Source organism: Streptomyces atroolivaceus (genome assembly GCF_000717025.1).
GTDB classification, from domain to species: domain Bacteria; phylum Actinomycetota; class Actinomycetes; order Streptomycetales; family Streptomycetaceae; genus Streptomyces; species Streptomyces atroolivaceus.
In genome coordinates this window covers 107,033-128,922 of sequence record NZ_JNXG01000003.1, presented here as the reverse complement: position 1 = coordinate 128,922, position 21,890 = coordinate 107,033, and the positions used below count along the sequence as shown (strand labels likewise).

The following is a 21,890-nucleotide window of genomic DNA, read 5'->3' as shown; positions in this document are numbered from 1 at the left end:
ACGGCCGATCATGTTTCGACCTGCGGCTTTACCGGCTAATTGGTCGAGGGCCCGACCTTCACGGTGATCGTGGAGCCGCTGAGCGGCTCGTTCACGATGGAGATCCGGGTGTTGGTGTCGGAGACGTCGACACTGCCGGTCGGGTTCTCCTCGTACCAGTAGGTGCCCTTGCGGTCGTCGAAGACCGGGACGCCCAGCGACGGCTTGATCTTCAGCGGGACGCCCGCGTCGTGCAGCGTGAAGCCCTTGTTCGGGTACCAGCTGAACGGCGCGTCGAAGGGCTGGATCTTGTTGCGCAGGAGCTTGCCGTTCGTCCACTTCAGCGGCTTGGCGTGGGAGTCCACCGGCAGGATCAGCCCCTTACCGGGGTGGACCGAGGTGTTGTTGTCCTTCTGGGAGGTGTCCCAGAGCCACACCATCAGGCCGTTCTGGTACGAGTAGTGCTCGACCCAGTCCGGGCGGGTGGTGGAGAAGCCGAAGTTGTACGGGCCGACCTCGAGGGTCTTGTCGTACGAGACGTACTGGCGGTTCTCGGCGATGTAGTACTGCGGGTAGTCGTCGGTGAACGACTCACCGGTCCGCGAGAAGCCCTCGGCGGTCCAGCCGTTGTCGTCGCCCTCGGCACCGTCCGTGAAGATCGCGGCGCCGTCCGCCGTGATCGTGAGGGCGTCGGCCGCGAAGCCCTTGCCCCCGGCGCCGCCGTCCGTCTGGTAGCGGAAGCGGAGGTCGATCTTCTTGCCCGCGTAGGCGTCCAGCGGGAACGCGAGCTTCTTGTACGCGCCCGAGACGCCGGTCAGGGCCGGCTTGTCGCTGGCGTCGCGCGGGATCGCCCCGCCGTCGGCCGTGCCGTCGAGCGCGGTCCAGCTGGTGCCGCCGTTCTCGGACACCTCGGTGTAGAGGTAGTCGTAGTCGGCCTCGATGTCGTACCAGCCGGAGAGGTCCAGCGAGGCGGACGTCCTGCCGGTGAGGTCGACCGAGCGGGTCAGGGTGTTCGACAGGTCGTCACCCATGTCGCTCCACCACTGCCTGGAGCCTTCCGCGGGCTTCGTGACGGTGGTGGTGACGGCCTTCTCGGGCAGCTCGACGACGAGCGCCTGCTTGTCCTTGGTGTTGTACTCCGCGACACCCAGCTTGTGGGTCGACTTCGTGGCGGCCTTGGCCTGCGCGTAGTCGAGCCAGCCGAGCTGCAGCTTGTCCCAGGCGGTCATGTCGCCGGGGAGGTTGCCTATCTCGCCGTCGCCGGTGCCGAGCCAGGAGCCCGCCGACATGAGCGACCAGAAGCCGACGGAGTTCTCGCCGCCGCCGGAGGTGTCGTACAGGTCCGGGAGGCCGAGGTCGTGGGCGTACTCGTGGGCGAAGACGCCCAGGCCGCCGTTCTCGGGCTGCGCGGTGTAGTCGCCGACCCAGATGCCCGTGTCGCCGATCTCGGCGCCTCCGGCCTTGTTGCCCTCGGGTCCCGTCGCACCCGCGTCGGTGCCGTACGCGTACCAGCGGTGCGCCCAGAGGGCGTCGGTGCCCTGGGCGCCGCCGCCCGCCGACTCGTCCTCGCCGGCGTGGACCAGCTGGAAGTGGTCGATGTAGCCGTCGGGCTCGTTGAACTCTCCGTCACCGTCGAAGTCGTAACGGTCCCACTCGTCGTACCGCGCCAGATCGGCCTTGATCTCGGCGGTCGTGCGGCCCTCGGCCTTCTGGCCGGCCACCCAGGCGGTGACGCCGTCGCGGACCGTGTCCCAGACGTTGGCGCAGTTGGTCGAGCCGCAGTAGTTGGAACCGTAACGGGCCTCGTTGTACGGGACCTTGACCCAGTCGGAGACCGCACCGTCGACGGAGTAGCGCCCGGAGGACGTCTTCTCGTAGTACGTCTTCAGCGATTCCTTGCCCTTGCCCTCACCGAAGTACAGGTCCTGGAAGTGGGCCTGGTCGTAGTCGGCCTGCCAGGCGGTGCTGTTGTCCTTCGCCGGGTCAGGCTCGGCTATCTCGTTGTGCAGCGGTCCGGGTGTGCCGCCGTACTTCTTGACCGGCGGCTTCGGGCCGTCGCCGTCGGGGTCGAACATCGTGGTGTCGTCGACCCGGTCGCCGAACTCCACGAGGATGGTGAAGATCTTGTCGGTCTTCTCGCGGCCGAGCTCGACGTACTTGCTCCTGCCGAGCTTGACGACCTTGGAACCGCCCTTGACGGTCACCTTCTTGTCGCCGGAGAGGACCTGCTCCAGCGCGGCCTGCCGCTGGGCGTCCTGCTCCTTGCTGAAGGGGCCTTCCAGGTCGTGCTCGTGCGCCTTGACCGGCGCGGGGTCGCGCCGGTCCACGATGGATGCGCCCGGCTCCGGTGCCCTGTCGTCCGCCTGTGCCGTGGCGAAGGCGGATGCCGTCGCGGCGGTGGCGGCCAGGCACACGGCCACGGCGGTGGCGCGTAGCGCCCGTCTCTGAGTGGTCACTTGATGCAGTCCTCCCCGGCGTTCGCGTCCGCGGCCAGGGGGTGGATACGAGGCCGCGCGCGTTCAACGCGTCACAAGTGACGACATTCGATCGGAGTTATGAGAGAAAAGACAGATCTTGACTTGGACACACCAACTGCACTATGCGGGAGGCCTCTTCCGGTATCCGGACACACATCAGGGGCGACCGGCCGCCGACCGGCGCGTCGCATACTTCTGCCGGCCTCGGCGTGACTCCGTGCGCCCCCCGTGCACCGGTACCGTGGGTTAGGTCACGCTTACCGCCCGTTCCTCCCGGGCATCCACCGTCGTAGAGTCGATTGACAGTGCGAACGTGTTGAGAGACTTCCCTATCCGACGCCCCGAGGACGGATACCGCCATGCCGCGTCCGACTGCCGCACAGTTCTTCTACGGTTCGGCCACCGTCGTCTTCTCCGCCCTCGCCATGCTGTTGCTGTTCCGTACGGAATCGGGCTTCGGTGTCGCCGCTGTCGGCACCGCGGCACTGGCGCTGGGACTGCTGGTGGCCTTGGCCCTGCCGCCCCGTACGAAGGCCGCCCGGAAGGCGACGTCACCGCCCACCGCCGCCCGCACGCACCGCACGATCGAGGACATCGAGATCGCCGCCGCACAGCGTGAGCGCGTGGGCGAGCACTCGCTGCACCGCTGAACGCCCCTGGTTCAGGGGACGGTGACGACCACCGTCTTGCCCGCCTTGTCCTGCAGACCCTGCCGGTAGGGCTTGTCCGTGAACATCAGCACGATGTTGATGAGCCACCACAGGCAGGGGCAGCACAGCAGGGCGGGGAGCCAGAGCACGACGGCCCGCATCAGCGAGGAGCTCGTGTCGGGGACCGAGCCGTCGTTGAGCATCGCGACGCGCATCTTCAGCAGCCGCTTGCCGGGCGTCCGGCCGTCCTTGTGCGTGAAGTACGTGTCGTAGGCGACGTAGACCACCAGGCCGATCAGCGACCACAGCAGCTGGTGACCGCTGTAGGTGTTGCCGATGGCGTTACCGAAGTCGTCGTTGCCGTCGTCCGACGAGACGTCGACCGCCCCGCCGAAGGGCAGCGAGATCAGGTACAGCGGGATCGAGATGATGAGGAAGTCGATCAGCCGCGCCAGGATCCGCTTGCCCGGTTCGGCGAGCGGCGGCATGCCGGCCAGCGGATCCGCACCGCCGTAGGGGCCACCGCCGCCGTACGGGTCGTTCGGCGGCCGGGGCGGGGGCGGCCCGCTGTCGTAGGGCGAACCGCCCGAGGGGGGCGGCGGCCCCTGCGGCGGCCGCTTCGAGAAGGGGTCGTCGTCGGGCGGCGGAGGCGGCGGCACGTTGCTCATGGGGGCAGTGCACCCCGGCCCGCGAAGCCCCGCAACGGCTGGGGTCCCTTCGGGGGACGGGGCGTCAGCACACGAGCGTACGGAGCCCTTACCGGCCCGCGACGAAGGTGCGGGCCGCCTTGTCGTGCCAGCACTGGCGCCACGGGCGGTCGATCAGGCACCACAGCACGTTGACCACACCGACGACGATCAGCCCCAGCACCCCGTAGACCAGCCAGCGGCGCAGTGCGGCGCCCAGAGCCGGCGCGTCGTGGGACTCGATGTCCCGCACCTCGAGACCGCACAGCTTCTTGCCCAGCGTGCGGCCCCACTTGGCGGTGGGCACGGCTTCCAGGAGGAAACCGAGGATCAGGAAGGCGGCGAGCACCCCGCCGAACAGGCCCGCCGTGGTGGAGTCCAGGAGCCAGACGGTGACCGTCTCGCCGGACATCTTCGCCGCTTCGATCTTCTGGTCGATGTGGTCCATCGCGCTGGTGACCAGTGGGAAGCCGATCGCGCCGACGAGGGCGCCGAGCACGACGGTGTCCAGGATCCGGGCCGCCAGCCGCTTGCCGAGCCCGGCGGGCCGTGCGGAGGCCTGGGACCGGGCGAGCTGCTGGAAGGGGTCCTCCACCACGGGCTTCCAGGGCGTGACCGGCTGCTGCTGTTCGGGCCCGGCGCCCTGCATCCGCGCGGGCGTCGGGCCCTGCATCTGCGCGGGCGTCGGGCTCTGCTGCTGGGGCCCCGGCTGCTGCGGACGGACCGTCTGCTCGGGCCGGGCCAGCTGGTGGGCCTGCTGCGGCCAGGACGCGGAGCCGCCACCGGGCCCCTGGGTCAGAGGCGTGTTCAGCCCCGGCGGCTGCGCCTGTGCCTGCGGCGGGGTGGGCGCGGTGGCGGAGGGCTGCGGTGTGCCGCCGGGGGACGGCGCCCGGATCGTCATCGTCCCCTCGGCGGGGGCAGGCCTCTCCTCACGAGGACGCGGCGGACGGGCCGGGCCGGGCCCCACCGCGCGGATCGTGACCGTACCGTCGGCCGGCGGGCGGGTGTCGCCACCGCTGCCGGACCGGTCGAGGCGGATGGCGACGGTCCCGTCGGTCACCTCGTCGTTGCCGTCGCGCATCCCGGGCAGAGCACCGCGCGTCGGGTCCGGCTCGCCCGGCTGCCGGGTGTCGGACGGTGTGCGGCCGGAAGGTACGCCGTCAGCCGGGGCGGAAGCCGCGGGCGGCGCCGCGGACCGGTCCGGGGCGGAAGCCGCGGGCGGCGCCACGGGTTCAGGCGCGGGCGCCTCGGGCGTACGCGGATCCGGACCGCCCCACGAGACCCGGTGGTCGCGCTCACCGCCGAATCCGGTCTGCCGGGAGGTGTCGGCCTGCCAGGCGGTCGCCGGCAGCGGGCGGCCGGGGGTCACCGGTGCCTCACCGCCGGCTGCTCCGCCGTCCCGGCCGGCCGCGTCCGCCGCCTCGGCCTCGTCGAAGTACATCGGCCCCGTCTCGTCCACCGGGGCAGGGGACTGCGGGGCTGCGTCGGCCGCCGGCGCAGGGGGCGCGGCAGGAGCCGTCCCGCCCTGCTGGGGCGCGGGCCGGCTCGTGCCGGGGACCCACGAAGCGCCGTTCCAGTACCGGACGTATCCGGGAATGGACGGGTCTGGGTAGTAGCCCTCGCGGGGGCTTTCGTCACCGGGTGCCGGGGTTGGGGCGCTCATCACCGTGGTCCCGTATCTCTTCGAGGCCTCAATACAAGGGTCCACATCTATCAGACCGCCGAGCCCCGCCGTGCCCGTCCTGTCGTTTGGACCACTTTCAGGGTCCGGACAAGTTTTTCTGGGAAGTCGCGTCATAGACGTCGGGGAGGGCGCTCTCTCCTTGTGCGGACCGGTCACGGGACCGGCCCCTACGAGCACCGGAAGGTCGTGCACCCTCATGCAGAACGCCGTGGAACGGGAACTGGAAGTGAAGCTGGTCCTGTCGCCCGAGCGGTCCGTCCCCGTACCGGCCCGCCTGTCCTACTTCACCGACGACCCGTACGCCGTGCACATCACCTTCCACGTCGGCTCCGAGTCGCCCGTGCACTGGACGTTCGCCCGTGAGCTCCTCGTGGAAGGGGTGTTCCGGCCGAGCGGGCACGGGGACGTGAGGATCTGGCCGACGAAGGTCCACGACCAGGGCGTCATCTGTGTCGCGCTCACCTCGCCCGACGGCGACGCCCTGCTGGAGGTGCCGTCGGCAGCGGCGGCCGCCTGGGTGGAACGCACCCTGCGGGTGGTGCCGCCGGGTACCGAGAGCACGCTGCTCGGACTGGAGGGGGCCCTCGCCGAGCTGCTCACCCCGCTGCCGGCCGACGACCTGTGGCTGAGCGATCCCTGGTCCCAGGAAGACCAGCAGGACGGCGAGGCCTGAGCGGAGGGACGCGGCCGTCAGAAGAGCTTGCCGGGATTGAGCAGCCCGAGCGGGTCGAAGGCCGCCTTGATGCCGCGCTGCAGCTCCAGGCCCACCTCACCCAGTTCGCGGGCGAGCCACTCCTTCTTCAGGACGCCGACGCCGTGTTCGCCGGTGATGGTGCCGCCCAGTTCGAGTCCCAGCGCCATGATCTCGTCGAAGGACTCACGCGCCCTGCGGGACTCGTCGGCGTCCGTGTGGTCGAAGCAGACGACGGGGTGGGTGTTGCCGTCCCCGGCGTGGGCGCAGAGCCCGATGGTGAGCCCGAACTTCTCGGCGACGGCGGCGGTCCCCTCGATCATCGCGCCGAGCCGGGAGCGCGGCACGCACACGTCGTCGATCATCGTGGCGGAACTGACGGTCTCCAGGGCGGGGAGGGCCAGGCGGCGGGCCTGGAGCAGCAGTTCGGACTCGGCCGCGTCGTCGGCGGGCACGACCTCGGTGGCCCCGGCCTCGGTGCAGAGCTCCCCCACGGCGGCGAGGTCGGCCGCCGGGTCGGGCGTGTCGAAGGCGCAGAGCAGCAGTGCCTCGGTCGTCCCGGGCAGGCCCATGGAGGCCATGGCGTTGACGGCGCGCACCGTCGTACGGTCCATCAGTTCGAGGAGTGACGGGGTGTGCCCCCGCTCCATGATCCGGCACACGGCGTCGCAGGCGGTGGCCGCGGAGGGGAACTCGGCGGCGAGCACGAGCTGCTGCGGGGGTCGGGGCCGCAGCGCCAGGACGGCCTTGACCACGATGCCGAGGCTTCCTTCGGACCCCACGAAGAGCCGGGTGAGGTCGTATCCGGCGACGCCCTTCGCGGTGCGCCGCCCGGTGTTCAGCAGCCGCCCGTCGGCCAGGACGACCTCCAGGCCCAGGACGTATTCGGCGGTGACGCCGTACTTCACACAGCACAGCCCGCCGGACGCGGTACCGATGTTGCCGCCGATCGTGCACGTCTCCCAGCTCGACGGATCCGGCGGGTAGTACAGCCCGTGCTCGTTGACGGCGCGTGACAGCGCGGCGTTGACGACGCCCGGTTCGACGACGGCGATCCGGTCGACCGGGCTGATCTCCAGGATCCGGTCCATCCTCACCAGGGAGAGCACGATGCAGCCGTCGGAGGCGTTGGCCGCGCCTGACAGCCCGGTCCTCGCGCCCTGGGGCACGACGGGTACCCGCAGTGCGGTGGCGGTCCGCATGACGTGCTGGACCTCCTCGACCGTGCGCGGGAGCACCACGACGGCGGGGTCGCCCGCGTCGCAGAAGCTCGCCATGTCGTGGGCGTACGAAGCGGTGACGTCCGGGTCGGTGATCAGCGCTTCGGCCGGGAGACCCGCGCGCAGTCGTTCGAGGAGAGCGTCCATGATCCAAGCGTGACACCCGGGGCCAATGGTGTGAACCCGTCTGCGTCAGCCTTCATGGAGCGCGATGCGATCTTCGTACTGACGCAGAGTGATGGCCATGGATGCCATGCCGCAGCAGAACCCGGAGCCACCCCCCTCCACCCTGCCGCCCCAGGGTGCGACGTCCGTCCCACCGCCTCCCGTGCCGATGCGCACCACGCTGCGCAGGGCGGCGTTCGGTGCGGTCGCCGGAGCCGTGCTCGTGGCCGGTGCGGTGATCGCCGTACCGGACGGCGCCGGGGAGGACGAGCCGCCCACGCCGGGACCCGTGGCACGGGCCGAGGCCGCGGCGGCGGCCGGCTCCCCGGCGTCCCTGTCCGACCTGACGGCCCTGATCGGCGACCGGCAGAAGTGGGTCGAGACGCACCCGGCGGACGCCCCGTCCTGGGCGGTGCTCGGTACGGCGTACGTGGAGTGGGGGCGGCGGTCCGCGGACGCGGCGTACTTCACCCGCGCCGAGCAGGCCCTCCAGCGTTCGCTGGCCGCACAGCCCGGTGAGCGCGGGAACACGGAGGCCTGGGTGGGCCTCGGGGCGCTCGCCAACGCCCGGAACGACTTCGTCGCCGCGAAGAAGTGGGGCGAGACGGTCCGCGCCCGGCAGCCGAAGAGCTGGACGGCGTACCCGGTGCTGATCGACGCCTACAACGGCCTCGGCGAGTACGCGGCGGCCGCCAAGGCGACGGAGAAGTTCGGCGCCCTGCGCAAGGGTGCCCCCGCCCTGGCCAGGATGTCCGAGATGTACCGCAACCAGGGCTGGCGTGAGGATGCCCTGGCCACCGCCCATGAGGCGGCGGACCGCGCGGCCACGCCGGCCGAGAGGGCGGCGGCCCTGCACCGGCTCGGGGACCTCGCCGCGGAGCGCGGGGAACCGGCGGAGGCCCTGGCGCAGTACGACGCGGCCCTGCGCACGGACCGCGGCCACCTCGCCTCCGTCGCGGGCCGGGCCCGCGCCCTGGTGGCCCTGGACCGCACGGACGAGGCGCTGGCGGAGTACCGGACGGTGACGACGAAGCTGCCGCGCCCCGAGTACGTGCTCGAACTGGGCGAACTGTACGAGTCCCTGGGGCTGGACGGCGACGCGCGAACCCAGTACGCGAAGCTCCGTGACCTCCTCACCCGGGCGAGGACGGCCGGGGTCGACGAGGCGCTGACCGAGGCCCGCTTCGAGGCCGACCACGGCGACCCGGAGGCAGCGGTGGAGCTGATGCGCACCGAGTGGGAGGCGCGGCGCCGCAGTTCGGCGGTGGCGGACACCCTGGCCTGGTCGCTGCACCGGGCGGGCCGGAGCGAGGAGGGCATGCAGTACGCGGAACGGGCGGTCGGGACGGGCGTGCGGAATGCCTCGTACGCCTACCACCTGGGGATGATCGAGAGTGCCCTCGGCCAGGACGGCCCCGCCCGGGGGCATCTGGAGGAGGCTCTCCGCACCGACCCGGGCTTCTCGCCGCTGGCCGCTCCGCTGGCGCGGGAGGCCCTGGACGCCCTGGGCGAGCCCGCGGCGGGCGGCCCGGCCCAGATGGAGCCGCCGGAGCCGGAGCCCTCCGCGGAGCCCGAGCCCCCCGCAGAGCCCGAGCCCTCGCGGGAGACCCGGCCGGAACCCTCACCGGAGCCCTCACGGGAGGGCGGGAAGAAGGACGGCCAGGAGCCCGCGCGATCGGCCGCCCCGTCCCCGCGGCCCGGGGCCGGCGCCCCGGCGACCCCGTAACCGCACAGGTGAGGGGCCCTTCTCCCGGCCGGGAGAAGGGCCCCTCACCTGTGACGGCTACAGGTTGCCGCGCTTCTCCTGCTCGCGCTCGATCGCCTCGAACAGGGCCTTGAAGTTGCCCTTGCCGAAGCCCATCGAGCCGTGCCGCTCGATCATCTCGAAGAAGACCGTCGGGCGGTCCTGGACCGGCTTGGTGAAGATCTGCAGCAGGTAGCCGTCCTCGTCGCGGTCGACGAGGATCTTCAGCTCGCGCAGCGTCTCCACGGGCACACGGGTCTCGCCCGCCCACTCCCCCAGCGTGTCGTAGTACGAGTCCGGGGTGTCCAGGAACTGCACGCCGGCCGCCCGCATCGCCTTCACGGACGCGACGATGTCGTTCGTGGCGAGCGCGATGTGCTGGACGCCCGCGCCGCCGTAGAACTCCAGGTACTCGTCGATCTGCGACTTCTTCTTCGCGATCGCCGGCTCGTTGATGGGGAACTTCACCTTCAGCGTGCCGTCGGCGACGACCTTCGACATCAGGGCGGAGTACTCGGTGGCGATGTCGTCGCCGACGAACTCCTTCATGTTGGTGAAGCCCATGACCTTGTTGTAGAAGGTCACCCACTCGTTCATACGGCCCAGCTCGACGTTGCCGACGCAGTGGTCGATGGCCTGGAAGGTCCTCCTGTCGGCCGGCTCGACCATCGGCTCCGCTGCCGCGTAGCCGGGGAGGTACGGCCCGTCGTAGCCGCCGCGCTCGACCAGCGTGTGGCGGGTCTTCCCGTACGTGGCGATGGCGGCCAGGACGACCGTGCCGTGCTCGTCCTTGACCTCGTGCGGCTCGGTGATGCCCCGGGCACCGTGCTCGACGGCGTACGCGTAGGCCGCGCGGGCGTCGGGGACCTCGATGGCGAGGTCGACCACACCGTCGCCGTGGGCGTGCACGTGGTCGGCGAGGAAGGTGCCCCATTCGGTGGACGCCTTGATGACGGAGGTGAGGACGAAGCGGGCGGAGCCGTTGGTCAGGACGTAACTCGCGGTCTCGCGGCTGCCGTTCTCCGGTCCGGAGTAGGCGACGAGCTTCATGCCGAAGGCGGTCGAGTAGTAGTGCGCGGCCTGCTTGGCGTTGCCCACGGCGAAGACGACCGCGTCCATTCCCTTGACCGGGAAGGGATCGGCCTGCCGGGCGGTGTCGGGGGTGGTGTGCACAGTCTCAGTCATGTCCGAAGGTTCCCGCCGCTTCGCAAGGTGCGCAACAGTTCGCCGGTCCACTGGTCAATCCGTCCACCGGAAGGCCAGGATGAGCGGGCTGTCTGTACAGGCTGACCACAGGGAGACGGATCATGGGGATCGACCGGCTGGACGGCCGGCTCATCACGCTGCTGGCCCGCGAGCCCCGTATCGGGGTACTCGAGGCGTCGCGGCGGCTCGGGGTGGCGCGCGGGACGGTGCAGGCGCGGCTGGACCGGCTTCAGTCCAATGGCGTCATCCGCGGGTTCGGCCCGGACGTGGACCCGGCCGCGCTCGGCTACCCGGTCACGGCCTTCGCCACGCTGGAGATCAAACAGGGCCAAGGCGTGGACGTACGCGCCCATTTGAGCGGCGTGCCCGAGGTCCTGGAACTGCATACGACGACGGGCCACGGGGACATGTTCTGCCGGCTGGTCGCCCGCTCGAACGCCGACCTCCAGCGGGTGATCGACCTGGTCGTCGGCTTTGATGGCATCGTCCGGGCCTCCACGGCGATCGTCATGGAAAACCCGGTGCCGCTGCGTATTATCCCGCTGGTTGAGCAGGCTGCAGAGGACACCGACTGAGCCTAGGGAGCAACATGTGAACTTCTGGGAATATCTGGGTACCAGGCATCAACAGCTGCTCACCGACACGTACCAGCACGCCAGCGCCGTCTTCCAGTGCATGGTCATCGCCACCGTGCTCGGCGTCCTGATCGGTGTCGTCAGTTACCGCAGCGGCTGGGGCGGCTCCCTGGCGATCACGTCCACCTCGGCGGTCCTGACCATCCCCTCGCTCGCGGCGATCGGCCTGCTGATCCCGCTGGTCGGCCTCGGGGTCCCGCCCACCGTGATCATCCTGACCCTGTACGGGCTCCTGCCCATCGTCCGCAACTGCATCGTCGGGCTGCGCGGGGTCGACCCCTCCCTCGTCGACGCGGCGAAGGGCATCGGGATGTCCCGGACCAGGCGGCTGTTCAAAGTGGAACTGCCGCTCGCGTGGCCGCCCATCCTCACCGGCATCCGTGTGTCCACCCAGATGCTGATGGGAATCGCCGCCATCGCCGCGTACGCCTCGGGCCCCGGTCTCGGCAACGAGATCTTCCGCGGGCTCGCCTCACTCGGAAGCGCCAACGCCATCAACCAGGTCCTCGCCGGCACGATCGGCATCGTCATTCTCGCTCTGCTCTTCGACGCCGCGTACGTACTGCTCGGGCGGCTCACCATCTCCAGGGGGATCCGTGCCTGAGACCGCCGCCGGGCCGACGGAGTCGGCCCCGCCCCGCCCCGCCACCTCGGGCGCCACCATCCAGCTGGAGGACCTCAGCAAGTCCTACCCGGGCAGTCCCGCCCCCGCCGTGGACGAGGTGTCCATGGACATCAAGGCCGGTGAGACCGTGATCCTCGTCGGCCCCTCCGGCTGCGGGAAGTCCACCACCCTGAAGATGATCAACCGTCTGATCGAGCCGACGTCCGGGCGGATCAGGATCAACGACGAGGACGTCACCGACATGGACCCGGTGAAGCTGCGCCGCAAGATCGGCTACGCCATCCAGTCCTCCGGTCTCTTCCCGCACATGACGGTCGCGGAGAACATCGCCCTCGTGCCGAAGATGACCGGCTGGTCGAAGTCCGGGGTGAAGGACCGGGTCGAGGAGATGCTCGACCTGGTCGGACTGGACCCCCGGGAGTTCCACGGCCGCTATCCGCGCCAGCTCTCCGGGGGCCAGCAGCAGCGTGTGGGGGTGGCGCGGGCACTGGCCGCCGATCCGCCGGTCCTGCTGATGGACGAGCCGTTCGGGGCGGTCGACCCGATCACCCGCGACCACCTCCAGGACGAGCTGATCCGGCTCCAGCACGAGCTGCACAAGACGATCGTCTTCGTCACCCACGACTTCGACGAGGCGATCAAGCTGGGCGACCGGATCGCGGTGCTGCGGGAGCGGTCGCACATCGCGCAGTTCGACACCCCGGAGGCCATCCTCACCAACCCGACGGACGACTTCGTCTCCGGCTTCGTGGGGGCGGGCGCCGCCCTGAAGCGGCTCAACCTCACCCGCGTACGGGACGTGGGGATCGCCGACTTCCCGACGGTGACCGTCGAGGACCCGCTCCAGTCGATCTTCAACAAGCTGCGCGACGGACAGCACAACGAGCTCCTGATGCTGGACCGCAGGAACCGCCCGTACAAGTGGCTGCGGCGCGGGGACCTGATGCGGGCCAAGGGCTCGCTCGCGAGGGCCGGCCAGCTGGTGCACGACACCGTGACGCGTGACGCGACGCTGCACGACGCGCTGGAGGCGGTACTGACCGACAGCGGCGGGCGGGTCGCGGTCACCGGGCGCCGCGGCGAGTTCATCGGCGTCGTCGACATGCACACCCTGATGAATTCCGTACAGGAACTCCTGGAGGCCGACCGGCTCGCCGCGATGGAGCACGAACACGATCTGGAGCATCTGCGTGCCCATCGGACGGAGCACGAGCTGGAGGGCGGTGGCAGCGGGCTATGACCCCCAGTCATCAGGCGCCCCCCAAGGGGGAGCGGCCCCCCGGAGAGCACGACGTGGGAGGCCATGCCTTCCGTGACGAGGAGGCGGAGCCCTCTCCGCCGCCGTCCGGTCCGAAGCGCCGCATCACCTGGAAGAAGCTCGTGCTGGTCCCGGCCGTCTGCGCGGTCGTCCTGGTCGCGACCTATCTGTGGATCACCAACGTCGACCTCGACTCCGTCGCGCAGAACTCGCTGGCCGGCGACACCGTACAGCTGCGCTGGTGGCAGCACGTCCGGCTGACCGCGATCTCCACGTTCTGGGTGCTGATCATCGCCATCCCGCTCGGCATCGCACTGACCCGGCGCGGCCTGAAGAAGGCCGCGCCCGGCGTCACGGCCCTCGCCAACATCGGCCAGGCCACCCCCGCGATCGGGCTGCTGGCCCTGCTGGTGATCTGGCTGGGCATCGGCCCGTCGACCGCGATCATCGGAATGGTGATCTACGCGGTCCTGCCGGTCCTCTCCAACACGGTGGCGGGACTGAACTCGATCGAGCCGACGCTCGTGGAGGCCTCCCGGGGCATCGGCATGTCGGCGATGGGCACGCTCACCAAGGTCGAGCTCCCGCTCGCGGTCCCGCTGATCCTGGCGGGTGTACGCACGGCGCTGGTGCTCAACGTGGGCACGGCGACCCTCGCCACCTTCGGCGGTGGCGGCGGGCTCGGTGACCTGATCACCTCGGGCATCCAGACCCAGCGCATGCCCGTGCTGGTGCTGGGATCCGTACTGACGGTGGTGCTGGCCCTGCTGGTGGACTGGCTGGCCTCGCTGGCCGAACTGTGGCTGACGCCGCGCGGACTGGAGGAAGCGTGAGGGTACGTACGGGCCTGGCATCGGCGGCCGCGCTCGCCCTCCTGCTCACGGGGTGCGGGCTGAAGAGCGGATCGCCGCTGGTAGACGAGGTGGAGCCGGGATCGGTCGGCCAGGGGCAGCCGCTCAAGGGCGCGTCGCTGACGGTGACCTCGAAGAACTTCAGCGAGAACATCATTCTCGGGCACATCATGGGCCTGCTCTTCAAGGCTGCCGGCGCCGAGGTCCTGGACCGGACGAACCTGCCGGGTTCGATCAGCGCGCGCGAGGCGGTCGTCAAGGGCGAGGCCGACGCCCTGTACGACTACACGGGCACGGCGTGGATCACCTATCTGGGCCATGCCGAGCCAGTCGTCGACCCGCAGAAGCAGTACGAGGTGGTCCGCGACGAGGACAAGGGCAACGGGGTGACCTGGCTCCCGCCGTCCACGCTCGACAACACCTACGCCCTGGCCATCAGCAAGAAGAACAACGCCACGTACAAGCTGAAGACGCTCTCGGACGTGGCCGCGCTCGCGAAGAAGGACCCGAAGGCCGTGACGGTCTGCGTGGAGAACGAGTTCGCCTCGCGCGACGACGGGCTGCCGGGCATGCAGAAGAAGTACGGCATGAAGCTGCCCGCGTCGAACATCCAGAAGATGGACGCGGGGATCATCTACACCCAGGTGTCCGAGTCCGACTCCTGCCTGCTCGGCGAGGTGTACACCACCGACGGCCGCATCAAGGCGATGAACCTGGACGTCATGGAGGACGACAAGCAGTTCTTCCCCAACTACAACGCGGCCCCCGCCATCCACACGGCGACCCTGAAGGAGTACCCGGAGATCGCGGAACTGCTGGCCCCGGTCACCGAGAAGCTGACGACGCCGCTCGCGCAGGAGCTGAACTCCAAGGTGGACGTGGACGGAGAGGACCCGCACGAGGTGGCGAAGGACTGGCTGGTGAAGGAAGGATTCATCAGGGAGGGCTGAGCGGAACCCGGAGTTCCAAAGAGTTCGTTGCAAAAAACGTGTTGCAAAGCAGTCTTTGCAAGACTATGGTCGTCGCATGCCACCGAACGAGCCCGAAGGCCGGCCGGCGTCGTACGCCGACGACCCCAGGATCCACCACGTCGACACCCGCACCCTGCGCGGACTCGCCCACCCTCTGCGCATCCGGCTGCTGAACGCCCTGAGGGAGTTCGGCCCCGCCACCGCCTCTGGACTCGCCGACCGGCTCGGCGAGTCCAGCGGCGCCACCAGCTACCACCTGCGCCAGCTCGCCGCGTACGGCTTCGTCGAGGACGACCCGGAGCGCGGCAAGGGGCGGGAGCGGTGGTGGAAGGCCGTCCACACGGGCACGGTCTTCGGACACACCGAGAACTTCCTGCAGCACCCGGACCCCGAGGTGCGCGGAGCCATCGGAGTCGTACTCCACGAGGTGGCGACCACGCACGCCCAGGAGCTGAACACCTGGCTCGGGACGCTGCACGAATGGCCCGAGGAGTGGCGTCAGGCCTTCGACCTCAGTGACTTCAAGCTGCGCCTCACCCCTGAACTCTCCCTGGAGCTGGCGGAGAGGATGCAGGAGCTGGTGAACAGCTACCGGGGCCGCGTCCCCGAGGGCACCGAGGGATCGGCCGTCGTCCGCACCCACGTGCACGTGTTCCCGCGCCCCGCCGACTGAGGGGATCCGTCATGCACAGCGACATCCATCACCTGCTCCACGCCTACCGCGCCACCGAACTCCACCGCGAGGCAGCGCAGTTCACCCACGAGCGGCCCGGACTGCGCCACCGGGTGGGCTGGACGATGATCGAGCTGGGCCTGCGTCTGACGCAGGCCGGGCCGGCCCCGGCCCGCGCCACGCGAACGGTCTGACGGTGGACGGGGGGAAACCGGCCCGGAACCGTACGCCGCTCGCAGCCGTACTGGCGGCCAACTCCATATCGACTGCGGGCACTTCACTGACCCTGATCGGGGTTCCGTGGTTCGTCCTGGAAACCACCGGGAGCGCGGGCCGGGCCGGTGTCGTCGCCTTCTGCGCGACCCTGCCGATCGTCGTCGCCGCCCTGGTGGGCGGGCCCCTCATCGACCGGGTGGGGCGGCGGCGCGTCGCCGTCACCTCCGACACGGTCTGCGGCGCGGCCGTCGCCGCCATCCCGCTGCTGCACCACGCGGGCGCACTCGAATTCTGGATGCTGTGCGCGCTGATGGCGCTGAACGGCCTGGCCCACACACCCGGCAACACGGCGCGCTACGTCCTGGTACCCGACCTCGCCGAGCACGCGGGCACCACGCTCACCCGCGCCGCGAGCCTCTTCGACGCGGTGTCGCGCGGCGCCCGCATGGTCGGTGCCGCACTGGCGGGCGTACTGATCGCCTTCGTCGGGGCCGAGACGGTACTCCTGCTGGACGCCGCCACGTTCGCACTGTCCGCGCTGCTCGTCGCGACGGGCGTACGAGGGGTCAGTGCCGCCGAACCCCGCACGGCTGAGGCCCCGGTCTCCCTGCGCGCGTACCGGACCGAACTGAGGGAGGGCTACGCCTACTTGCTGGGCAACCGGCTGCTGCTCGCCGTCGTCGTCATGGTGATGTTCATGAACGGCACCGACCAGGGCTGGAACGCCGTCCTGCTGCCCGTGCACGCCGAGGGCGAGCTGGGCGGGGCGACCGACCTGGGCCTGCTCACCGCGCTGTTCGGAGCGGGCGGGCTGACCGGCGCGCTGCTGTACGGAGCGGTGGGACACCGCTTCTCGCGGCGGACCGTCTTCACGGTGTGCGTGGTGCTGTGCGGTGCACCGAGGTTCGCGGTCGCGGCGCTGACCGGGACGACGTTGCCGCTCGCGGTCACGATGGCGCTGGGCGGCGTCGCGGGCGGCATGCTCAACCCGATCCTGACGACGTTGACGTACGAACGCGTCCCCGAGGAGCTGCGGAGCCGGGTGTCCGGCGCGCTCACGGCGGGCTGCGAGCTCGCCATGCCGGTGGGCGGCCTGGCCGCAGGTCTGCTGGTCGAGGGGATGGGCGCGGCAGGGGCTCTGCTCGCGATGGGCGGGGTGTACTTCCTGGCGACGCTGAGCCCACTGGTCTTTCCCGCGTGGCGCGGCATGGAGGGCCCGAAGCCGCAGGTCAGCAGCTCGGAACCTTCCCACCCTGGTCCAGGGCCCGCAGCGAGGACACCGCGCCCTTCAGCGTCGTGACGGGGATCAGCCGCAGGCCCTCGGGCCGCTCGGCCTTCGCCTGCTTGCACTCGGCCTTCGGCACCAGGAAGACGGTCGCGCCGTCGCGCCGGGCGGCCTGCGTCTTGAGCGAGACCCCGCCGACCGCGCCGACCGTACCGTCCGCCTCGATCGTCCCCGTGCCGGCGACGGTGCGCCCGCCGGTCAGATCACCGCCGGAGCCGTTGCCGACCAGCTTGTCGATGATCCCCAGCGAGAAGAAGAGGCCCGCGCTGGGCCCGCCGACGTCGGCGAGGTTCAGGGTGATGTCCACCGAGCCCGGCTTCCTGTCCAGGTAGTCGAGAGCCGCGTCGACGGCGACGTTCTGCGACTCCTTCATGTCCTGGAGGTTGTGCTGCTCGATCTCCTTCTCGGAGTCGCCCGTCGGGTAGACGGAGTCGCGCGGCATGACCGCCCGGTCCGCCCTGAACCAGCTGTCCACCACGTCCCCGACCCCGACGTCGGCGGTCGGGGCCGTCGCGAGGATCGTGGTCATCCGCAGCTCACCGTCGGTGGTGCGGGTCGGCGCGCCCTTGATGGTGATGACCGGCTTCCCCTTGTCGTCCCCCAGGACGTCGGCGGTGCTGCCGGGCTGCGCCACGGTGAACGGCAGGGGCGCGAAGGCGGCCGTAGCGAACAGTGCGAGGACGGGCAGCGCACAGAGGGCGAGAGCGCGGGGGCGGGAGAGACGAATGGCCACCCGCCCAATCTATCCGCCGTACGTCTCCGGCTCGACCCGCCCCGGCGCCACCGGGGCGGGTCGGGCCGAGGCCGTCGGGTGCGGTCCCTAACGAAGGGCGTCGGCGACCTCACGGGCCGCGTCGAGGACCCGCGGTCCGACCCGTTCCGGTACGGCGTCCGCGAGCATCACCACACCCACGCTGCCCTCCACGCCGGAGACCCCGACCAGCGGTGCCGCCGCCCCGCAGGCACCGGCTTCGAGCTCGCCCTGGGTCAGGGTGTAGCCGGGGTGCCCGGCCGTCTTCTGCCGGGCGGTGAGGATCGCCCGGCCTGCGGCGCCCCTGTCCAGGGAGTGACGGAAACCGGCCCGGTAGGCCACGTGGTAGTCGGTCCAGGTCGGCTCGACGACGGCCACCGCGAGCGCGTCCGCCCCGTCGACGAGCGTGAGGTGGGCGGTGGCCCCTATGTCCTCGGCCAGGGAACGCAGCGCGGGCAGTGCCGCCTCCCTGACGAGCGGGTGCACCTGCCGGCCGAGGCGCAGCACCCCCAGGCCCACCCGGGCCCGGCCGCCCAGGTCACGCCGGACGAGCGCGTGCTGTTCCAGGGTGGCCAGCAGTCGGTAGACGACGGTGCGGTTGACGCCGAGTCTGTTCGACAACTCGGTGACCGTCAGGCCGTGATCGGTATCGGCGAGCAGTTTGAGGACACGCAGTCCCCGGTCGAGCGTCTGAGAAGTCTCCGCGGTCACGACGCCCTCTCCCTCGTGGTGAGCGGGGCGGTTGTCTCTCCGGATGCCGACGCCGGTCCCACGGCGACGCACCGAGAGGCCGCCGACTGGCCATGGCACCGGCTGCGCTCCGCGGCCACGCTGCCACGGGGCGTTCATGTTTCGGGGACATTAGCGAGCGGGTCCGCTCAGCGGAAGACCTCGTCCAGAATCCGGTCTCCCCTCGGAACGGCGGCACATAACCGCCGGTCAGCGAGGAACCGTCCGGAACGCGAACATCTACGCGCGTTCAAGTCGGGTGACTCGGCGGCAACGCTCCGTGCATGACATGTGAACGATTGTTAACCCCTCGTGAAGAAGTGCGTCAAAAATCTTTTTCGCAGGGGCGCTCGACACCTTCGCACGCGCCCCGCCTGCCGGTCGCGCACCTCCCGCACCACCCGGCACCCCGGCCGCTTGCCACCCCCATGCGGCTGCGACGAGACGGGGGCCGCGACTTCGCGCGCCCGGTCCCGCCTCGCACGGCGTCACAGGTTCTCCACGCTTCCGTTGCAGTTGATCATTTCTATTCATGGTCAACTCTTCGGGCAACGTACCGGCACGATCGGTAGATTGATACACCGTATAGCCATCGCAAGAGGGACATACGGGAATGATCAATGCTACGGGGAAGGTAATAGCCAATGGCGTGGGACGAATGGGAGCAACTGAAATCCGAAGCGGCGGAGAAGCACTCCGCACGGATGCAGTTGAACCAGGTGCCGCCGGAAGCGGGAGGAGGGCCGCCGCCCCAAGGAGACCTGAAGGTCAACCAGCAGGACCTGGCCGCGATCGGTAACTCCGCCTACAAGCTGTACGGCGACCTCGAGAAGGCGGGCGACCACGCCCGCGCCTCCACGCAGAAGGCAGCCGGAACCCTGAAGACGGAGACGTTCGCCCTCGGCGGGGCCCTCGATCACGTGGCCTCGCGCTGGATCGACCAGGTCCGCTCCCTGCTGGATGCCTGCGCCCACATCTCCAACCACCTCGACTACACCAAGGGCGCCCACGCGGGCGACGAGGCCTACATCGGCACGGTCATCAGCAACATCGACTCCCTCGACAAGGGCTTCGACGAAAGGGCCGGCAGCTGATGGATCTCGACTCCCTGCGTTTCGCGAACTTCTCCGACCTGGACGCGGCGATCACCGACTGGGGGCAGATGGTCGCCAAGCTCAAGATTCTCCAGGACGACGCGAAAGACGATCTGAAAGCCAAGTCGGACAAGGCGAACTGGGCCGGTGACAACGCCACCGTCACCCGCGCTTTCGTGGACAAGACAGCCGGCGAGTTCGCCGATGCTCACACCCAGGCCGAGACGATCAGGAAAATCGTCACGGACACCCGTGGTGAACTGGTCGGCTACCGCAAGCAGCTGATTGCGGCCATCGACCGTGGCCAGAAGAAGAACCTCACCGTGCGTGACACGGGCGAAGGATCCTTCACCGTCACCATGAACATCCACCCCGACCGGGCCGCGAAGGGCACCACGGTGCCCGAGCACACCCAGCAGGACGTGGACGCGTTCCGGGACGAGATCCAGAACATCCTGAAGCAGGCCACGGAGAGCGACACCTCGGCGGCCAAAGTTCTCACGCTCCTGGTCGACCAGGCCAAGTACGGCTTCTCCGACGCCACCTACGCGGACCGGGACTCCGCGGCCAAGGCCGTCGCGGAGGCCGAGAAGGTCGCCAAGATCCTCAAGAAGAACCCGCACGACGTCACGCTGACGGAGCTCAACACCCTCAACACCACTCTCGCCTCCTACAAGAACGACCCGCTCTTCGCCGAACGGTTCGCGACGCAGGTGGAGCCGAAGAAGGTGCTCGAGTTCTACGCCGGCGTCGCCGACCCGTACCAGGGCATGGGCAGGGACCCGAAGTTCGGCGAGCAGGCGAAGCAGCTCCAGAAGAACCTCGGTATCACGCTGGGCACAGCCACCCTCTCCGACAGCGACAAGATGCAGGCCTGGGAGGAGAAGATGGTGAAGCTGGGCCCGGACCGGCTCGGCATCGACGACGCCAACGACCCCACAGGCTTCGGGGTCATGAGCAACCTCATGCGGTTCGGCGACTACGACGACCAGTTCCTCAATTCCTACGGCGACAAGCTCATCGCGTACGACAAGGAACGCAACGTCGAGGACATGAGCCCCTGGATCAACAACTGGAACCACGGCGACCTGAACTTCTGGGACAAGAACGACCGGGGCCGCGACCCGATGACGGGCTTCATGCAAGCCCTCGGCCACAACCCGGACGCCTCCACCCAGTTCTTCGCCCAACCGGAGGGCGCGGGGGGATCGGTCGACAAGGACGGCGAGGTCAACGAGCACCTCAAGTACCTGACGCAGGACCGCATCTGGCTCGCGGACCCGACGCTCGACGGGGACGACAAGTTCAACGCCGGGAAGGACGCGCTCGGCCACGCCCTGGAGTCGGCCACTACCGGTTACGCGTACGACTCCGACCCGATGACGGGCAAGGACCCCCTGCACCCCGGCAGCGGGGACCACCGCACGGCGGCGACAGCAGGGGTCATGGAGCAGGTGGCGTACCTGTACGGGAGCGAGAAGGGCCCCGAGATGCTGCACAAGCAGTCGGAGCTCGCGGACAGCCTGGGCAAGATGGGCGCGGCGTACATCGACGACATCGACTACAGCCTGTCGGGGCTCGGAAACCAGAAGGACACCGACAGCGCGTTTCCGGCCAAGTACGACGGGCGCGCAAACTTCAGCGAGCAGGGCGCCATCAATTTCCTCAGCGTCCTGGGACAGAACGAGACCTCGCACGGGGTTGTATCGGCAGCCCAGCACCTGTACACGCTGAGTGCGCTGGATGCCTATCCCGCCACCAGTGACGAGAACATCGGTTACGCCAAGGACGCCCTGACGACGGGCGGCGAGGCGCGCGGCATCCTGGACCACGCGCGCGTGCAGCAGGCCGAGACCGACTTCACGAAGGACTCCGAGGACGCCAACAAGTCGCTTGGCCGTTCCGGAGACTGGATCACGCTGGGTGCCGGAGTGGTGGTCGGAGGTGGCATCGCGGCGATCCCCGTACCCGGCAGTACCGCGGCAGCAGTGGTCATCGCACCGGTGGTGGCGGACGCGGCAGGCGAGGCTCTCAACACCTTTATCGGGCACCAGGTCGACAAAGGTATCGAAGCGGCCGAGGAAGACCCCACGAAGCAGGCGCAGACGACCAGCGCCGAGTTCTACCAAAAGGGCGCAGAAGACCTGGGCAAGGCCTACGACACCTATAGCGAGAGTAATCCGAAGTGGGACAACCCTGACCGCACCGAGTGGGCGCGGGATATCGAGAGCAGCTACATCAACACCGGCTCCAATCAGGACGACTTCCGCGGGCGCGCCCCGTACGAGGACTGACAGATG

The 21,890-nt window shown here is 69.7% G+C and carries 20 protein-coding genes; 13 read left to right on the top strand and 7 right to left on the bottom strand.

Going from position 1 to position 21,890, the window contains the following annotated elements; all coding sequences use genetic code 11:
- Window positions 1-35 precede the first annotated feature (35 nt).
- Window positions 36-2,435 carry an immune inhibitor A domain-containing protein gene (locus tag OO67_RS09690; protein ID WP_051709253.1) on the bottom strand — a complete coding sequence of 800 codons (2,400 nt, stop codon included), beginning with the start codon at window positions 2,433-2,435 and terminating at the stop codon, window positions 36-38.
- Between the two features lie 380 nt (window positions 2,436-2,815).
- Between OO67_RS09690 and OO67_RS09685 the strand changes: the two genes are divergently transcribed.
- Window positions 2,816-3,106, top strand: coding sequence for a hypothetical protein (locus OO67_RS09685; protein ID WP_033298951.1), 291 nt, complete (start codon window positions 2,816-2,818; stop codon window positions 3,104-3,106).
- Window positions 3,107-3,117: 11 nt separating this feature from the next.
- On the opposite strand, the gene OO67_RS09680 is transcribed toward OO67_RS09685, so the two are convergent.
- Both OO67_RS09680 and OO67_RS09675 read right to left on the bottom strand, forming a co-directional pair.
- Complete coding sequence (locus OO67_RS09680; protein WP_033298950.1) at window positions 3,118-3,774, bottom strand: RDD family protein; 657 nt, start codon at window positions 3,772-3,774, stop codon at window positions 3,118-3,120.
- Between the two features lie 88 nt (window positions 3,775-3,862).
- Window positions 3,863-5,455 carry an RDD family protein gene (locus OO67_RS09675; RefSeq protein ID WP_033298949.1) on the bottom strand — a complete coding sequence of 531 codons (1,593 nt, stop codon included), beginning with the start codon at window positions 5,453-5,455 and terminating at the stop codon, window positions 3,863-3,865.
- A gap of 217 nt (window positions 5,456-5,672) precedes the next feature.
- On the opposite strand from OO67_RS09675, the gene OO67_RS09670 reads away from it, so the two are divergent.
- The gene (locus tag OO67_RS09670) at window positions 5,673-6,149 is read left to right on the top strand and encodes an SsgA family sporulation/cell division regulator (RefSeq protein WP_033298948.1); all 477 of its coding nucleotides are present in this window, start codon (window positions 5,673-5,675) and stop codon (window positions 6,147-6,149) included.
- 17 nt (window positions 6,150-6,166) lie between these two features.
- Here OO67_RS09670 and OO67_RS09665 read toward each other — a convergent pair whose 3' ends face one another.
- A complete protein-coding gene (locus OO67_RS09665) occupies window positions 6,167-7,534 on the bottom strand; it encodes an FAD-binding oxidoreductase (RefSeq protein ID WP_033298947.1) in 1,368 nt (455 codons plus the stop codon).
- Between the two features lie 97 nt (window positions 7,535-7,631).
- On the opposite strand from OO67_RS09665, the gene OO67_RS09660 reads away from it, so the two are divergent.
- The gene (locus OO67_RS09660) at window positions 7,632-9,278 is read left to right on the top strand and encodes a tetratricopeptide repeat protein (RefSeq protein ID WP_033299446.1); all 1,647 of its coding nucleotides are present in this window, start codon (window positions 7,632-7,634) and stop codon (window positions 9,276-9,278) included.
- 57 nt (window positions 9,279-9,335) lie between these two features.
- Here OO67_RS09660 and hppD read toward each other — a convergent pair whose 3' ends face one another.
- On the bottom strand, window positions 9,336-10,481 hold the full coding sequence (hppD, locus tag OO67_RS09655) for a 4-hydroxyphenylpyruvate dioxygenase (protein WP_033298945.1): 1,146 nt from the start codon (window positions 10,479-10,481) through the stop codon (window positions 9,336-9,338).
- Between the two features lie 122 nt (window positions 10,482-10,603).
- Between hppD and OO67_RS09650 the strand changes: the two genes are divergently transcribed.
- From OO67_RS09650 to OO67_RS09615, 8 genes are all read left to right on the top strand, one after another.
- Window positions 10,604-11,077 carry an Lrp/AsnC family transcriptional regulator gene (locus tag OO67_RS09650; protein WP_033298944.1) on the top strand — a complete coding sequence of 158 codons (474 nt, stop codon included), beginning with the start codon at window positions 10,604-10,606 and terminating at the stop codon, window positions 11,075-11,077.
- A 16-nt stretch (window positions 11,078-11,093) separates the two neighbouring features.
- Window positions 11,094-11,741, top strand: a complete 648-nt coding sequence (locus tag OO67_RS09645; protein ID WP_033298943.1) for an ABC transporter permease — start codon at window positions 11,094-11,096, stop codon at window positions 11,739-11,741.
- Window positions 11,734-13,002 (top strand): ABC transporter ATP-binding protein, encoded by a 1,269-nt coding sequence (locus OO67_RS09640; protein WP_033298942.1) that lies wholly within the window; start codon window positions 11,734-11,736, stop codon window positions 13,000-13,002. The genes OO67_RS09645 and OO67_RS09640 overlap by 8 nt, the downstream gene beginning before the upstream one ends.
- Window positions 12,999-13,853: an ABC transporter permease gene (locus tag OO67_RS09635; protein WP_033298941.1), complete on the top strand. Its 855-nt coding sequence runs from the start codon at window positions 12,999-13,001 to the stop codon at window positions 13,851-13,853. Before OO67_RS09640 ends, OO67_RS09635 begins: the two co-directional genes overlap by 4 nt.
- The gene (locus tag OO67_RS09630; protein WP_033298940.1) at window positions 13,850-14,821 is read left to right on the top strand and encodes a glycine betaine ABC transporter substrate-binding protein; all 972 of its coding nucleotides are present in this window, start codon (window positions 13,850-13,852) and stop codon (window positions 14,819-14,821) included. The genes OO67_RS09635 and OO67_RS09630 overlap by 4 nt, the downstream gene beginning before the upstream one ends.
- A 76-nt stretch (window positions 14,822-14,897) precedes the next feature.
- Window positions 14,898-15,515: an ArsR/SmtB family transcription factor gene (locus OO67_RS09625; protein ID WP_033298939.1), complete on the top strand. Its 618-nt coding sequence runs from the start codon at window positions 14,898-14,900 to the stop codon at window positions 15,513-15,515.
- A gap of 11 nt (window positions 15,516-15,526) precedes the next feature.
- Window positions 15,527-15,709, top strand: coding sequence for a hypothetical protein (locus tag OO67_RS09620; RefSeq protein WP_033298938.1), 183 nt, complete (start codon window positions 15,527-15,529; stop codon window positions 15,707-15,709).
- Window positions 15,710-15,711: 2 nt separating this feature from the next.
- The gene (locus OO67_RS09615; RefSeq protein WP_033298937.1) at window positions 15,712-17,031 is read left to right on the top strand and encodes an MFS transporter; all 1,320 of its coding nucleotides are present in this window, start codon (window positions 15,712-15,714) and stop codon (window positions 17,029-17,031) included.
- Here OO67_RS09615 and OO67_RS09610 read toward each other — a convergent pair.
- Together OO67_RS09610 and OO67_RS09605 are read right to left on the bottom strand one after the other, a co-directional pair.
- On the bottom strand, window positions 16,961-17,749 hold the full coding sequence (locus OO67_RS09610; protein WP_033298936.1) for a S16 family serine protease: 789 nt from the start codon (window positions 17,747-17,749) through the stop codon (window positions 16,961-16,963). The genes OO67_RS09615 and OO67_RS09610 overlap by 71 nt on opposite strands.
- 87 nt (window positions 17,750-17,836) lie before the next feature.
- Window positions 17,837-18,478 (bottom strand): IclR family transcriptional regulator, encoded by a 642-nt coding sequence (locus OO67_RS09605; protein WP_033298935.1) that lies wholly within the window; start codon window positions 18,476-18,478, stop codon window positions 17,837-17,839.
- A 662-nt stretch (window positions 18,479-19,140) separates the two neighbouring features.
- Between OO67_RS09605 and OO67_RS09600 the strand changes: the two genes are divergently transcribed.
- Window positions 19,141-19,590, top strand: a complete 450-nt coding sequence (locus OO67_RS09600) for a hypothetical protein (protein ID WP_033298934.1) — start codon at window positions 19,141-19,143, stop codon at window positions 19,588-19,590.
- Window positions 19,590-21,884, top strand: a complete 2,295-nt coding sequence (locus OO67_RS09595) for a hypothetical protein (RefSeq protein WP_033298933.1) — start codon at window positions 19,590-19,592, stop codon at window positions 21,882-21,884. The genes OO67_RS09600 and OO67_RS09595 overlap by 1 nt, the downstream gene beginning before the upstream one ends.
- Window positions 21,885-21,890 lie beyond the last annotated feature (6 nt).